The 14,878-nt window shown below is 56.4% G+C and carries 10 protein-coding genes; 5 read left to right on the forward strand and 5 right to left on the reverse strand.

Annotated features, from left to right (window positions below):
- Nucleotides 1-32: 32 nt before the first annotated feature.
- From ubiD to trxA, 4 genes are all read right to left on the reverse strand, one after another.
- Nucleotides 33-1,904, reverse strand: a complete 1,872-nt coding sequence (ubiD, locus tag PGW97_RS15935; RefSeq protein ID WP_273857971.1) for a 4-hydroxy-3-polyprenylbenzoate decarboxylase — start codon at nt 1,902-1,904, stop codon at nt 33-35.
- Between the two features lie 136 nt (nt 1,905-2,040).
- Nucleotides 2,041-3,039: a hypothetical protein gene (locus PGW97_RS15940; protein WP_273857973.1), complete on the reverse strand. Its 999-nt coding sequence runs from the start codon at nt 3,037-3,039 to the stop codon at nt 2,041-2,043.
- Between the two features lie 218 nt (nt 3,040-3,257).
- The gene (rho, locus tag PGW97_RS15945) at nt 3,258-4,517 is read right to left on the reverse strand and encodes a transcription termination factor Rho (RefSeq protein ID WP_047887300.1); all 1,260 of its coding nucleotides are present in this window, start codon (nt 4,515-4,517) and stop codon (nt 3,258-3,260) included.
- Between the two features lie 200 nt (nt 4,518-4,717).
- The gene (gene trxA, locus PGW97_RS15950) at nt 4,718-5,044 is read right to left on the reverse strand and encodes a thioredoxin TrxA (RefSeq protein ID WP_047887301.1); all 327 of its coding nucleotides are present in this window, start codon (nt 5,042-5,044) and stop codon (nt 4,718-4,720) included.
- Nucleotides 5,045-5,157: 113 nt separating this feature from the next.
- Between trxA and rhlB the strand changes: the two genes are divergently transcribed.
- Together rhlB and gppA are read left to right on the forward strand one after the other, a co-directional pair.
- Nucleotides 5,158-6,459 (forward strand): ATP-dependent RNA helicase RhlB, encoded by a 1,302-nt coding sequence (gene rhlB / locus PGW97_RS15955; RefSeq protein WP_047887302.1) that lies wholly within the window; start codon nt 5,158-5,160, stop codon nt 6,457-6,459.
- Between the two features lie 15 nt (nt 6,460-6,474).
- Nucleotides 6,475-7,968 carry a guanosine-5'-triphosphate,3'-diphosphate diphosphatase gene (gene gppA / locus PGW97_RS15960; RefSeq protein ID WP_273857975.1) on the forward strand — a complete coding sequence of 498 codons (1,494 nt, stop codon included), beginning with the start codon at nt 6,475-6,477 and terminating at the stop codon, nt 7,966-7,968.
- 154 nt (nt 7,969-8,122) lie between these two features.
- Here the strand turns inward: gppA and prlC are convergent, their stop codons facing one another.
- Nucleotides 8,123-10,165: an oligopeptidase A gene (gene prlC, locus PGW97_RS15965; RefSeq protein ID WP_273857977.1), complete on the reverse strand. Its 2,043-nt coding sequence runs from the start codon at nt 10,163-10,165 to the stop codon at nt 8,123-8,125.
- A gap of 213 nt (nt 10,166-10,378) precedes the next feature.
- On the opposite strand from prlC, the gene PGW97_RS15970 reads away from it, so the two are divergent.
- The 3 genes from PGW97_RS15970 to PGW97_RS15980 all read left to right on the forward strand — a co-directional run bounded on the left by PGW97_RS15970 (nt 10,379) and on the right by PGW97_RS15980 (nt 14,664).
- On the forward strand, nt 10,379-11,218 hold the full coding sequence (locus tag PGW97_RS15970) for a 23S rRNA (adenine(2030)-N(6))-methyltransferase RlmJ (protein WP_217391243.1): 840 nt from the start codon (nt 10,379-10,381) through the stop codon (nt 11,216-11,218).
- 147 nt (nt 11,219-11,365) lie between these two features.
- Nucleotides 11,366-12,721: a glutathione-disulfide reductase gene (gorA, locus tag PGW97_RS15975; protein WP_273857980.1), complete on the forward strand. Its 1,356-nt coding sequence runs from the start codon at nt 11,366-11,368 to the stop codon at nt 12,719-12,721.
- A 266-nt stretch (nt 12,722-12,987) separates the two neighbouring features.
- The gene (locus PGW97_RS15980) at nt 12,988-14,664 is read left to right on the forward strand and encodes an alkaline phosphatase D family protein (protein ID WP_273857981.1); all 1,677 of its coding nucleotides are present in this window, start codon (nt 12,988-12,990) and stop codon (nt 14,662-14,664) included.
- The last annotated feature ends 214 nt before the right edge of the window (nt 14,665-14,878 follow it).

Genomic DNA, 14,878 nt, shown 5'->3' on the forward strand with positions numbered 1-14,878 from the left:
CCCGGCCTCTCTGGCCGGGTCGTCGTATAACGTTAGTTCAGAATACCGAGCGCATCCCAGATGGCATCAACCCGGGCAACTACCGCCGTATTCTTGGTAATCGGGGTGCCCCACTCGCGGTCGGTTTCCCCCTCCAGCTTGTTGGTGGCGTCCAATCCCATGCGAGAGCCTGCTCCCTCTGCTGCTGGCGACTTCTCAACCAGCCAGGTATCCCGGCTCGGATCCATTCGGGTGGTCACCGCCCAAATCACATCATTCCAGTCGCGCGCATTCACATCGTCATCGCAGACAATAATGAACTTGGTATTGGCCTGCGCGTCCAGCAGTGACCAGATCCCCGCCATCACGCGGCGCGCCTGGCCGGGCTCGGTTTTCTGCATGGTCACAATCGCCATTCCGCCTGCGTCGGCTTCCGGCGGCAGATAGCAGTCTACGATTTCCGGGAACTGCTCCCGCACCGTCCGGACCAGCGTATCACCATCAAACTGTGGTGTCAGGGTGCAGGCCGCAGTCGGTTGCGTGGCCACTTCTGCATCCCACTTCACCGTGGCATCCAGCCCCATTTTCGACCCCAGCCCGACCACTGGCGAAGCAAAGTCCAGCGAGTCAATCGGCGTGTTGTCAATCATCACCGTATCGCGCAGCGGTTCCATTCGAGTCGTCATGGCCCGGATCACGCTGTTCCAGTCGCGGGCATTGACGTCATCGTCACAGACAATCACGAACTTGGTGTACATAAACTGGCGCAGGAACGACCAGACCCCCATCATGACGCGTTTGGCATGACCAGGATACTGTTTCTTCATGGTTACCACGGCCATCCGGTAAGAACACCCTTCCGGCGGCAGGTAGAAATCTTCAATTTCCGGGAACTGCTTCTTAAGGATAGGAACAAAGACTTCATTGAGCGCGACCCCCAGCACAGCCGGTTCATCCGGCGGGCGGCCGGTGTAGGTGCTGTGATAGATAGGGTCCTGCCGCATGGTCACGTGCGTGACGGTGAACACATGGTGGCGCTCAACCTCATTGTAGTAACCGGTGTGGTCACCGTACGGGCCTTCGTCCGCGAACTCGTTCGGATCAATGTAGCCTTCCAGCACGATTTCCGCACTGGCTGGCACTTCCAGATCGTTACTGATACTTTTCACGACTTCGGTCTTGCTGCCACGCAACAAGCCGGCAAACGCATACTCAGACAGCGTGTCGGGAACTGGCGTGACCGCGCCCAGAATGGTTGCCGGGTCTGCCCCGAACGCAACCGACACCGGGAATGGCTGCCCCGGATGGGTTTCCATCCAGTCACGCAGATCCAACGCACCACCTCGGTGCGCCAGCCAGCGCATAATGACCTTGTTCTTGCCCAGCTTTTGCTGACGGTAGATGCCGAGATTCTGGCGTTTTTTGTTCGGGCCGCGGGTAATGGTCAGGCCCCAAGTGAGCAGCGGCGCGACATCGCCCGGCCAGCAGCTCATGACCGGAATTTTATCCAGGTCAACCTGCTCTCCCTGCCACACGATATCCTGACACGGTGCTTTACGCAGCCGCTTGGCTGGCATGTTCAGTACCTGTCTGAACACCGGCAGCTTGTCGATCGCATCGCGGAAACCACGCGGCGGCTCAGGCTCTTTCAGGTATGCCAGCAGCTTGCCGACTTCACGCAGCTCGTGCACATCCTGACGCCCCATACCCATTGCGACCCGCTCCGGTGTACCAAACAGGTTAGCCAGCACCGGAATGTCATAGCCGATCGGGTTTTCAAACAAGAGAGCCGGGCCTCCGGCACGCAGGGTGCGATCACAGATTTCTGTGATTTCCTGATCCGGGTCGACGGGCTGCTTGATACGCTTTAACTGGCCTACTTGCTCCAGGTAAGCAATAAACTCGCGCAGATCCTTGAATTTCATCAGTTAACTGTTACCCAAGATTGAAAATAGAAAGGTACCCGGCACTGTCGCCAGCCGCCGGGTACCGCAAATCATTTTCACTCATTATAACGAGTTGTTAACGCCAAATCAGCGATAATTCAAGTCATTGACGCAATCAGGGCTGCTGCGCCACCGCCGCCCGGAAGTTATTCTGCATCACTTTGCTGCGGCTGACTTCGGCCAGCTGGCGCAGCCAGTCCAGATACCCCATGCGGGCGAGTTCGATCGCCACCAGCTCGCCGTCTTCCACTTCATCCAGCTTGGCAGCCAGAAAGTCGCGGGCGGACACCGGAATAGGGTGCTGTGTGATCAGCGCTCGGTAAGCCTGACGCTTGAGTGACGGGTTGATGGTGGCAGCCTTAAGCTGCTCTATTGCGTGTGTGGCCGGAGCCAGCTCCGCCAGGCGATTCAGCTCCGCCAGGCTAAACTGATCGCTGCGCCGGCGCCACAGCAGGTGGTAGACACTGTTATCACGGGAAGCCGCCGCCAGCGCGGCGATCACCGCATTATCCGGCAGCCACAACAGCTTACTGTCACTGGTAAACTGCGCGGCCAGTTTGGCGACAGCCTGCGCTGACAGATTGGGAAGTTGTTCCAGGAAAATATCGCGGCGTACGGTCTGCGACGCCAACTCGCCGGCCATCCATTCAGACAGGACCAGTTCACCGGCTTCAGCCTGCTTCACCATGGCCGCGGCCAGCTGAATGTGCTGCCACTTGCGCACCAGACTTTTCGCCTTGGCGCCATAATGGAACGCACTCTGGGTCACCAGATAGCCGTCACCCTGCTCCACCACCTGGTAGGCAGGCGTCCGCTCCGCCTGGCGCTGAAGCCAGTCGGCCTTGGCCTGATCGAGAGCACCGGATTCGACGGCATACGTCACCAGCCCGGTACGCACCGCTTCCTGCTCCAGCCCGGAGAATGCCTGTAGTTGAGACTCCAGCGTTGTAAAATCACTGGCGTCATAAAGCTTGGCCAGCACCGAGACCTGATGCTGAACCTGCGGGGAATCAAGAACCTGACGAACTTCCTGCTCCGTCACTTCCTGCGCGGCAGCAGTGGTTGCCATCACTGCGGCCAGTAATCCTATCAACATGCACCGTCCTAGTCGCATGCCACCTCCTTGGTGTTCAGGAAACATTGTAAAAACCCTCCGCCTTCCTGGCGAACGAGCTAGATATTGATAACACGCACAGTATATGGAGTTTCCAAGCTGGAAACCAGCCTGAAGCCTACAATTGAACAATGCTCAAAAACATTATGCCGTAAACTCAAGGTAATAAAAAACGCCACACAGGGTGGCGTTTCTCAAACTGTGACTCGAGCCGCGAATTACTGGCGACGCATAGCGTCAAAGAACTCGTCGTTCGTCTTGGTCATCGACAGCTTATCAATCAGGAATTCCATGCTGTCGGTTTCACTCATCGGGTGAACAATCTTACGCAGGATCCACATCTTCTGTAGCTCGTCCGGCTTCGCCAGCAGCTCTTCACGACGGGTACCTGAACGGTTGAAGTCAATCGCCGGGAAGACACGCTTCTCTGCAATCTTACGAGACAGGTGCAGTTCCATGTTACCTGTACCTTTGAATTCTTCGTAAATCACTTCATCCATCTTCGAACCGGTATCAACCAGTGCCGTCGCGATGATAGTCAGGCTGCCGCCCTCTTCCACGTTACGGGCCGCACCGAAGAAACGCTTCGGACGGTGCAGGGCGTTAGCATCCACACCACCAGTCAGTACTTTACCGGATGATGGGATCACGGTGTTGTAAGCACGCGCCAGACGAGTAATGGAATCCAGCAGGATCACCACGTCTTTTTTGTGCTCGACCAGACGCTTGGCCTTCTCGATCACCATCTCAGCAACCTGAACGTGACGAGACGCTGGCTCATCAAACGTCGAGGCAACTACTTCGCCTTTCACCAGACGCTGCATCTCGGTCACTTCTTCCGGACGTTCGTCGATCAGCAGCACCATCAACTCACACTCTGGGTGGTTGTACGCAATGCTCTGAGCAATGTTCTGCAGCAGCATGGTTTTACCGGCTTTCGGCGGTGCCACGATCAGGCCACGCTGACCTTTACCGATTGGCGAAGCCAGATCCAGTACACGGGCCGTGATATCTTCAGTAGAACCGTTACCACGCTCCATACGCATGCGCTCGTTCGCGTGCAGCGGCGTCAGGTTTTCAAACAGGATCTTGTTACGGGCGTTGTCCGGCTTGTCGTAGTTAACTTCGTTTACCTTCAGCAGGGCAAAGTAACGCTCACCGTCTTTCGGCGGACGGATTTTGCCTGAAATGGTGTCACCAGTGCGAAGGTTGAAACGGCGGATTTGACTTGGAGAAACGTAAATGTCGTCTGGGCCGGCGAGGTAAGAACTGTCTGCAGAGCGGAGGAAGCCGAAGCCATCTTGAAGAATTTCTAGAACACCATCGCCAAAAATGTCCTCACCACTTTTTGCGTGCTGTTTGAGAATCGCGAAGATGATGTCCTGTTTTCTCAAACGCGCCAGATTTTCCAGTCCTAAGCTTTCGCCAAGCGCAACCAACTGGGAAATAGGTTGGTTCTTCAATTCAGTAAGATTCATAGTGGTGGGTTTCTTGTCAGTCAAAATTGGGGTTCTATGTTAATGAGATAAAGTCGACCAATGAGGCTGGTCAAGGAATGAACGATATTAAAATTAACGTGCAATAAGTTAGCACTAAAGACCTCATCCGTCTAGCATAGACGGTTGCCAAACCATGCACAACTGAGAAATTGTTGTGCATGGTTCGAGATAAGAGCGGCTTACAGGTTCGCGTCCAGGAACTCTTTCAGCTGGCTCTTAGAAAGTGCACCCACTTTAGTGGCCGCAACGCTACCGTCTTTGAACAGCAGCAGTGTCGGGATACCACGGATACCAAACTTTGGCGGGGTGGCTGCATTCTGGTCGATGTTTAGTTTACCAATCGTCAGCTTACCTTCGTACTCGTCGGCGATTTCATCAAGGATTGGGGCAATCATTTTACAAGGACCACACCATTCAGCCCAAAAATCGACTAGTACCGGGCCAGCAGCCTTAATCACATCGCTTTCGAAACTCGCGTCTGTCAGCTGCACAATCTTGTCGCTCATCTTCCACTCCAATGGTTGATTTTCTTAGCTGATTTGATTTTAACCAGCAAATCGGTGCTCTATTTGAATGGAATCCGTTTCGTATTGCAACCCTAAGCTGATATTCTATACGAATGAAGACGACTCACATCACAGAGCAAAAATTTGCCGACCTGGGGTTAGAACCTCGGGTATTACAAGGATTGGAGGCCAAAGGCTTTCATCATTGTACGCCTATCCAGGCGCTGGCATTGCCGGTAGTGCTCTCCGGCCGTGACATTGCTGGTCAGGCTCAAACAGGCACAGGGAAAACCCTGGCTTTCCTGACTGCGACTTTTAACCACCTATTGCTGACACCAGCAAAAGAGGACCGCAAACAGAACCACCCCCGTGCCATCATTATGGCACCTACACGCGAGCTGGCCATCCAAATTTACAATGATGCCAAGCCGTTAATCGAAAGCACCGGGCTGACCGCTGGTCTGGCCTACGGGGGTGAAGCTTACGAGAAGCAGCAGAAAATCCTGGAAGAAGGTGTCGATATCCTGATCGGTACTTGTGGCCGTATCATCGACTTTTACAAGCAGCGCGTGATCGATCTGCGTTCTATCCAGGCTGTGGTGCTGGATGAAGCGGACCGTATGTTCGATCTGGGCTTTATCAAAGATATTCGTTTCCTGTTCCGCCGCATGCCGGTGCCGCAGGAGCGTCTGAACATGCTGTTCTCCGCGACCCTTTCATACCGAGTGAAAGAGCTGGCGTTCGAGCACATGAACAACCCGGAAAGTGTGATTGTTGAGCCGGAGCAGAAAACCGGTCACCGCATCCAGGAAGAACTGTTCTACCCGTCAAATAAAGACAAGATGCGCCTGCTGCAGACGCTGATCGAGGAAGAATGGCCGGATCGCGCTATCGTGTTTGCGAACACTAAGCACCGCTGTGAAGATATCTGGGCACACCTGGCGGCGGATAACCATCGCGTCGGCCTGCTGACCGGTGATGTACCGCAGAAAAAACGCGTCCGTATTCTGGAGCAATTCACCCAAGGTGAAGTGGATATCCTGGTTGCTACCGATGTGGCGGCACGTGGCCTGCACATCCCACAGGTAACGCACGTCTTTAACTACGACTTGCCTGACGATGCCGAAGATTACGTACACCGTATCGGCCGTACCGGTCGTGCCGGTGCCAGCGGTCATTCGATCAGCTTCGCCTGTGAAGAGTACGCGATTAACCTGCCGGCGATTGAAACGTACATCGAACATGCGATCCCGCTGTCGAAGTACAATGCAGATGCCCTGCTGGACGACCTGCCGGCCCCACTGGCTATTCAGCGTCAGCCACGCCAGAACAGCGGCCGTCGCGGCAGTTCATCCCGTCAGGGACAACCGCGCCAACGTAACCGACGCCGTGCACCGGCTGCCAAACAGCAGTAATTGATTGATATGCCCATGGAAAGAACAGTATCTCCCCTATATGCCGCTATCGACCTCGGATCCAACAGCTTCCATATGTGGATTGTCCGGGAAGTGGCCGGCACCGTGCAGACTCTGGCAAAAATTAAGCGCAAAGTCCGCCTGGCCGCGGGTCTGAACAGCAATAACGAGCTCAGTGAAGACGCCATGCAACGGGGGTGGGACTGCCTCAGCCTGTTTGCTGAACGCCTGCAGGATATTCCTGCTGGCAATATCCGCATTGTCGGCACTGCCGCCTTGCGTACTGCCGTAAACTCCAACACGTTTCTTTCCAGGGCAGAACACATTCTAGGTTACCCGGTGAACATCATTCCCGGTGAAGAAGAAGCCCGTATCATCTATCAGGGAGTCGCCCACACCTCCGGTGGCAGCGGCAAACGCCTGGTTGTCGATATCGGCGGCGCCAGCACAGAAGTCATCATCGGCGAGGGCTTTGACAACAACGCCCTGACCAGCCTGAAAATCGGCTGTGTGACCTGGCTGGAGCGCTACTTCAAAGACCGTGCCCTGACGGCCGCCAACTTCGACGCGGCCATTGCGGCAGCGAAAGGTGCCATTGCGCCGATCATCGAGCCGTACCAGGAGCTGGGCTGGGAAACCTGTGTCGGGGCCAGCGGCACCGTGCAGGCTCTGCAGGAAATCATGCTGGCGCAGGGGATGGACGAAATCATCACCCTGCAAAAGCTCAAGCGCTTGCAGCGCCAGGCGATGCAGTACGAGCGACTGGAAGATCTGGATATTGAGGGCCTGACCCTGGAGCGCGCTCTGGTGTTCCCGAGCGGGCTGTCGATCCTGATCGCCATTTTCGAGTCCCTGGGTATCGAGTCGATGACCCTAGCCGGCGGCGCCCTGCGTGAAGGTATGGTGTACGACATGATGAGCCAGATGCGTCATCACCATGATGTGCGGGAACGGACCCTGTGCAGCCTGCAGGTTCGGTTCCAGCTGGATACCGAGCATGCCGACAACGTGGCGCAAACCGCGCTGTCGCTGCTGACGGCCTGTGACCCGATCTGGCAGGTTGAGCCGCAGGCTTACTACCTGCTCAACGCCGGTGCCGCGCTGCATGAAATCGGTACCATGATTGAATTCAAGCAGAGTGGCGAACACGCGGCGTACCTGATCCACCACAGTGATTTACCGGGCTTTACCCGTGCCCAGAAGCACCTGATCGCCGAGCTGCTGCGCCGCTTCCGCGAGCAACTGACCAGCCTGCCGGAGCAACATGCCGTGTCTGCCCCGACGGCAACCCGTCTGTTGCGTCTGCTGCGTCTGGCGGTGATTCTGTGCCATCGCCGGGATACTGACCACCAGCCGCCTTTTGCGCTCAGCGCCGAGGATAACAAGCTGACGCTGACCCTGCCGGCCCACTGGCTGGCAGCCAACCCGCTGACCGATACGGAGCTGCAGCAGGAAGCCAACCGTCAGAGCGACATGGGCTGGCCGCTGACCATTATTGCCAGCGACTAATCCCCCGCTTCCGGGTAAAAAAGAGACACAAAAAAAAGCACCCTCTGTGGGTGCTTTTTTATTAGCTGTTGCCGGTGTGGCGGTTATGGCCCGGCGATTTCACCGCAGAACCCGGTAAACCCGGCCAAGTGATCATGGCCAGGCCAACCCGTACTTACCCGGTGATGCCGGAATGACGCAGCAGCGCATCAATCTGCGGCTCGCGGCCACGGAAACGCTTGAACAGCGCCATCGGCTCTTCACTGCCGCCACGCTCCAGAATGCAATCAAGGAAGCTGGCACCGGTGTCGGCGTTGAAAATACCTTCCTCCTCAAAGCGCGAGTACGCATCGGCAGACAGCACTTCGGCCCACAGGTAGCTGTAGTAACCGGCACTGTAGCCTCCGGCGAAGATATGGCTGAAGCTGTGCGGGAAACGGCCCCATTCCGGACTCGGCACCACCGACACACGCGATTTGATGCTGTGTAGGGTGTCCTGCACTTTGGCGCCGATTTCCGGGTCGTACTCCGTGTACAGCGTGAAATCGAACAGGCCGAATTCCAACTGACGTAGCAGGCCCATCGCCGACTGGAAGTTCTTGGCTGCCAGCATTTTTTCCAGCATTTCTTTTGGCAGCGGCTCGCCGGTTTCGTAGTGACCGGAAATGAAGGCCAGTGCCTCTTCTTCCCAGCACCAGTTTTCCAGGAACTGGCTTGGCAGCTCTACCGCATCCCATGGCACCCCGTTGATGCCGGAGACTGCCGGGACATCAACCTGTGTCAGCATGTGGTGGATGCCGTGACCGGTTTCGTGGAACAGAGTCACCACTTCATCGTGAGTAAACAGCGCCGGCTTGCCGCCGACCGGTTTGTTGAAGTTACAGGTCAGGTAAGCGACCGGATGCTGCAGGCTGCCGTCAGCGCGGGTACGACGGACAATACATTCATCCATCCAGGCGCCGCCGCGTTTGTTTTCACGGGCATACAGATCCAGGTAGAAGCTGCCGCGCAGATCACCCTTACTGTCAAAGATGTCGTAAAACTTGACCGACTCGTGCCAGGTATCCACACCTTCACGCTCTTTGACGTCCATCCCGAACACACGCTTAAGGACTTCAAACAGACCTGACACCACTTTGTGCTCCGGGAAGTACGGGCGCAGTTGCTCATCAGAAATGCTGTAGCGGTGCTGCTTCAGTTTTTCTGCGTAGAAACCAAAGTCCCACGGCTCAAGCTCGTCAGCCCCGAACTCGGTCTTGGCAAACTCGCGCAGCTCTGCCACTTCGCGCTCGCCCTGCGGCTTGGCACGGCTCGCCAGATCGTTCAGGAAGCCCAGCACCTGCTCAGTGGTTTCCGCCATTTTGGTCGCCAGCGATTTTTCGCTGTACGTGTTAAAGCCCAGCAGACGCGCGATTTCATGGCTCAGCTTCAGCTTCTCCGCAATGATTTCGCTGTTGTCCCACTTACCGGCATTCGGGCCGCGATCAGACGCACGGGTCACAAACGCCTCGTACATTTCCTGACGCAGGGCACGGTTTTCGCAGTAGGTCATCACCGGCAGGTAAGACGGAATGTCGAGGGTGAACAGGTAGCCGTCTTGCTCTTTGGCTTGGGCAGCCGCCTGGGCAGCCTGCAGTGCCGATTCCGGCAATCCGGCCAGCTCGGCCTCATCGGTGATCAGCTTGCTCCAGCCCATGGTGGCATCCAGCACATTGTTGCTGAAGGTCGAAGCCAGCTCAGACAGACGTTTGCTGATCTCGCCGAAACGGTGCTGCTCTTTGGCTGGCAGGCCGATACCGGACAGTTCAAACTCACGCAGCGCGTCGGTGATTGATTTCTGCTGCGCCGGGCTCAGGCTGTCAAAGCTCTCGTCTGCTTTGATGGCCTTATAGGCTTCATACAACCCTTTGTGTTGGCCCAGCCAAGTGCTGTAGTCAGACAGCAGCGGCAGGCAGCTTTCATATGCCTCACGCAGCTCATTACTGTTCTGTACCCCATTGAGGTGGCCGATTGGCGACCAGATACGGCTCAGACGGTCATCAGACTCCGCCAGCGGCGCACAAATGGTGTCCCAGCTCGGGGCGGCGTCGTTTGCCAGCACGGTTTCCACTGCCGCCCGGCAGTCGGCAATCGCCTGCTCAACGGCCGGTTTAACATGTTCAGGTTTAATGAGTGAAAACGGAGGCAAATCCGTCATCGTAAGTAATGGGTTAGACATACGCATTTCCTTCAATCGATTGTCCTGTAATAGATGCGTCTTCCGACGTGTAAATTCAATCCCTTGGTCACGTCAGTCATCCGACCAATCCTATCATTTTAACCTGAATTTAACATCACAGCCGTGAAAGTCTGCGGCGGATACTGGCTATTCGCTGGCAAATCGCCATAATACGGGCCTTATTCATCACTTTTTTCTGTCGAGATCCCAGCCATGCTGAGCTACCGCCACAGTTTCCACGCCGGCAACCACGCTGATGTGGTGAAACACATTGTTCAAAGCCTGATCCTGGATGCCCTGAAGCAAAAGGATAAGCCGTTCGTTTACCACGATACCCACTCTGGCGTGGGCCGTTACGATCTGCAGGACGAGCGCAGCGAGAAAACCGGCGAATACAAGCAAGGCATTGCCCGCATCTGGCAGCGTGACGACATCCCGGCCGACATCGCCAGCTACATCGACGCGATCAAAGCCCTGAACGACGGCGACACCTTGCGCTACTACCCGGGCTCGCCGAAAGTGGCCCGCGCTCAGCTGCGTGAGCAGGACCGCATGGTGCTGACCGAGCTGCACCCGAGCGACTTCCCGCTGCTGCTGCAGGAATTCCGCGGCGATCGCCAGGTCCGTATCTACAAAGAAGATGCGTTTGCCCGCCTGAAGGCTAGCCTGCCGCCGAAAGAGCGTCGTGGCGTGGTGCTGATCGATCCACCCTATGAGCTCAAGCACGAGTACATGGACGTGGTGAAAGCGATTCAGGAGAGCTACAAGCGCTGGGCAACCGGTACGTACGCGATCTGGTATCCGGTGGTGTACCGCGAGAACATCGACAAGATGATCCAAGGGCTGGAAAATCTCGGCATCCGCAAAATCCTGCAAATCGAGCTGGGAGTAGAGCCGGATACCGACGAGCGCGGCATGACTGCCTCCGGAATGATCGTGATTAACCCGCCGTGGAAGCTGGAATCACAGATGCAAGCGATCCTGCCGTGGCTGCAGGAAGCCATTGCCCCGACGCACGGCTTCTACAAAGTGGACTGGATTGTCCCAGAGTAATACCTTCCTCCATGGCTGCCTGTCACCGGGCGGCCATGTGTCTTGCCAGTTCCGTCCCGACATTCTCCCTTCCCGCCTCTCGTATCTCCCTGCTTTCTTTATTACACTGTCGAGCTAATAAATCGTAAAGTCCTAGCGGAGAAAGTCATGGCAAAGCATTTTGATTACATTTGTATCGGCGGCGGCAGCGGCGGTATTGCCTCAGCAAACCGTGCAGCAATGTATGGTGCCAAAGTCGCACTGGTTGAAGCCAAAGCCCTCGGTGGTACCTGTGTTAACGTCGGCTGTGTGCCGAAAAAAGTAATGTGGCACGGTGCCCAAATTGCCGAAGCCATGCACCTGTACGCAAAAGACTACGGCTTTGACGTCGATGTGAAAAACTTCGACTGGAGCAAACTGGTAGAAAGCCGCGAAGCTTACATCGGCCGTATCCACACCGCCTACGACAACGTGCTGGGCAAAAACCAGATTGAAGTGATCAACGGATTCGCCACGTTCGTCGACAGCAAAACCATCGAAGTGAACGGCGAACACTACACCGCAGATCACATCCTGATCGCCGTGGGCGGCCGTCCGACCATTCCGAACATTCCAGGTGCCGAGCACGGTATCGACTCCAACGGTTTCTTCGAGCTGGACGCCCAGCCAAAACGTACCGCCGTGATCGGCGCCGGTTACATCGCGGTTGAAATTGCCGGCGTACTGCACGCACTGGGCACCGACACCCACCTGTTCGTCCGTAAAGAATCGCCGCTGCGCAGCTTTGACCCGATGATCATCGACACCCTGGTGGAAGTGATGGACAAAGAAGGCCCGACGCTGCACACCCATTCCGTACCGAAAGAAGTGGTAAAGGAAGCCGACGGCAGCCTGACCCTGCATTTTGAAAACGGCGAGTCCCATAACACCGATCTGCTGATCTGGGCGATTGGCCGTCACCCGGCGACCGATGCGATTAACCTGGCAGCGACCGGTGTCGCCACCAACGAACGCGGCTACATCAAGGTTGATGAGTACCAGCGCACCAACGTTGACGGCATCTACTGTGTCGGCGACATCATGGAAGGCGGCATCGAACTGACGCCGGTCGCCGTGAAAGCGGGCCGCCAGCTGTCTGAGCGCCTGTTCAACAACAAGCCTGACGCGAAGATGGATTACAAGCTGGTGCCGACCGTCGTCTTCAGCCACCCGCCAATCGGCACTATCGGCCTGACCGAGCCAGAAGCTATCGCGCAATACGGCGAAGACAACGTGAAGGTGTACACCTCGACCTTCACAGCGATGTACACCGCAGTGACCACCAGCCGCCAGCCATGCAAAATGAAACTGGTGTGCGCGGGCGCTGACGAGAAAGTCGTTGGCCTGCACGGTATCGGCTACACCGTAGACGAGATGATTCAGGGCTTCGGCGTGGCAATGAAAATGGGCGCAACCAAAGCCGACTTCGACAGCGTCGTGGCTATCCACCCGACCGGCTCCGAAGAGTTTGTTACTATGCGCTAACCGCGTGATTGCACACAATCACCGCTAAGCTTTCAGGCCAGCCACTCAGGCTGGCCTTTTTTTACCTGGCCTTTCTGTGTTGGGTCAGGGGGTGGCCGACGGCATTGTGCCACTTTCCCGTTTCCCTACCATCTTCTCCCGCGTCAACGAATGATCACCCGCCTGACACGAAAGTGTCATCTCGGCGTGTGAGTCTCCCCGCACTGGTTTGACCAGAACAATTACTCCATTTTTATCAGCCCGAACATTCAGTAAAAGGAAATGCTATGTCTTTGTCGCGCCGAGGCTTTATCAAAACTCTGTCGTCCGGAGCGGTGGCCACAACCCTGATCGGTTGTGGCAGCGATGACACTCCCGATGGCCGCACCGCCTCCATCGCCTTCAACCACGGCGTTGCCAGTGGCGACCCGACCGCAGAAGCGGTGATTCTCTGGACCCGCTTAACCACCGATGCCCGCCAACTGAACGTACAGTGGGAAGTGGCCACCGACCGTGGGTTCAGCCAGATTGTCCGCGCCGGAGAAACCCTCACCGACATGTCACGCGACTTCACGGTCAAGATCGATGCGGACCAGCTCGCCCCGGCGACCCACTACTTCTACCGGTTCCGCAGCCAGGATACCGTCAGCCCGGTTGGTGAGACCAAAACCCTGGCCACCGGACACCTGGAGCAAGCGGCACTGGCGGTCGTCTCCTGCGCCAACTACCCGGCCGGGTACTTCCACGCCTACCGCGAAATCCTGAACCAGCACCAGCAGGCCCCTCTGGATGCCGTGCTCCACCTCGGCGATTACATCTACGAATACGGTACCGGCGGCTATGCAACCGAAGATGCCGAAGCCCTGGAACGGCTGCCGAGCGGCGGCACGGAATGCCTGACAATGAATGACTACCGCACCCGCTACGCCCAGTACCGCAGCGATCCGGATCTGCAGGCCATGCATGCTGCGCTGCCGATGATTGCGGTCTGGGACGATCATGAGATTGCCAACGATACCTGGCGCGACGGTGCCGAAAACCACCAGCTGAACGAAGGCGTGTTTGCTGAACGCCGCGCTGCCGCTGCCGCTGCCTGGCTCGAATGGATGCCGGTGCGCGAAAACCCGGCCTCCAGCGTGATTATCTACCGTGACTTCCGCTTCGGTGACCTGCTGGATCTCTACATGCTCGATACCCGCGTGGTTGCCCGCGATCAGCCGCTGGACTACTTTGCCCTTGAATCATTCACCCCGGACGCCATCACCGGGTTGCTGATGCAGGCCAGAGCGGCCGATCGTCAGTTGCTGGGCACTGACCAGAAACAGTGGCTGCTAAACCAGATGGCCAGTCACAGTGGCAAATGGAGCCTGCTTGGTCAGCAGATCCTGATGGCGAAAATGGAGCTGCCGAGCACCGTGATGACGGCCCTGCTGGCCATGTATCAGGCTCCGGCAGATAGCAAACCGGCGGCGATGCTGGCGCTCAATCAGGCCATTCAGGCTTACCTGACGGATCCGTCGTCCGATCCCCTGTTGCTGCCTTACAACCTCGATGCATGGGACGGCTTCTATATGGAACGGGAATGGCTCTACAGCGTGGCGCAGCAGCTGGGCAAGCAGCTTGTCTGCCTGGCGGGTGACACCCATAACGCCTGGTGCAGCGAGCTGAAAAACCACAGCGGTGACACGGTCGGGGTAGAGTTTGCCACGCACTCGGTCAGCTCGCCGGGGATGGAAACCTACCTCGGGCTGGACGATGCCGTCATTAACCAGATGGAGCTCATGTTGCCGAACCTGGTGACGGCTCTGCAATGGACCAACCTGAAGCAGCGCGGCTTCATGCGCCTGGACATCCGTCACGACGCAATTGACACCACCTGGCATTTCCTTTCGGATATTAAGGCAAAAACCTACAGCGTGACGACCCACCACGCAACGACCAAAAATGCGTTAACTATCTCTTAACATTGAGTATTTATTCTTTAACACCACTGGCTCTATGGTCGTTAGAGCCAGTGTTTTCGGGCACTTAGCTGATCACCTCGCAACAACACACTTCACTAAATATTCCCCACCCCTCGATATAATATGAATAAAAACACAAAAAATACCGTAAAGTATTTCATTTTTTAGCAAAAAACTGTAATCTTCGAACTTCTGATTATGGATAATCAATGAA

The sequence above is a fragment of the Photobacterium sp. GSS17 genome (assembly GCF_028621875.1).
In the GTDB taxonomy this organism is placed as follows: domain Bacteria; phylum Pseudomonadota; class Gammaproteobacteria; order Enterobacterales; family Vibrionaceae; genus Photobacterium; species Photobacterium ganghwense.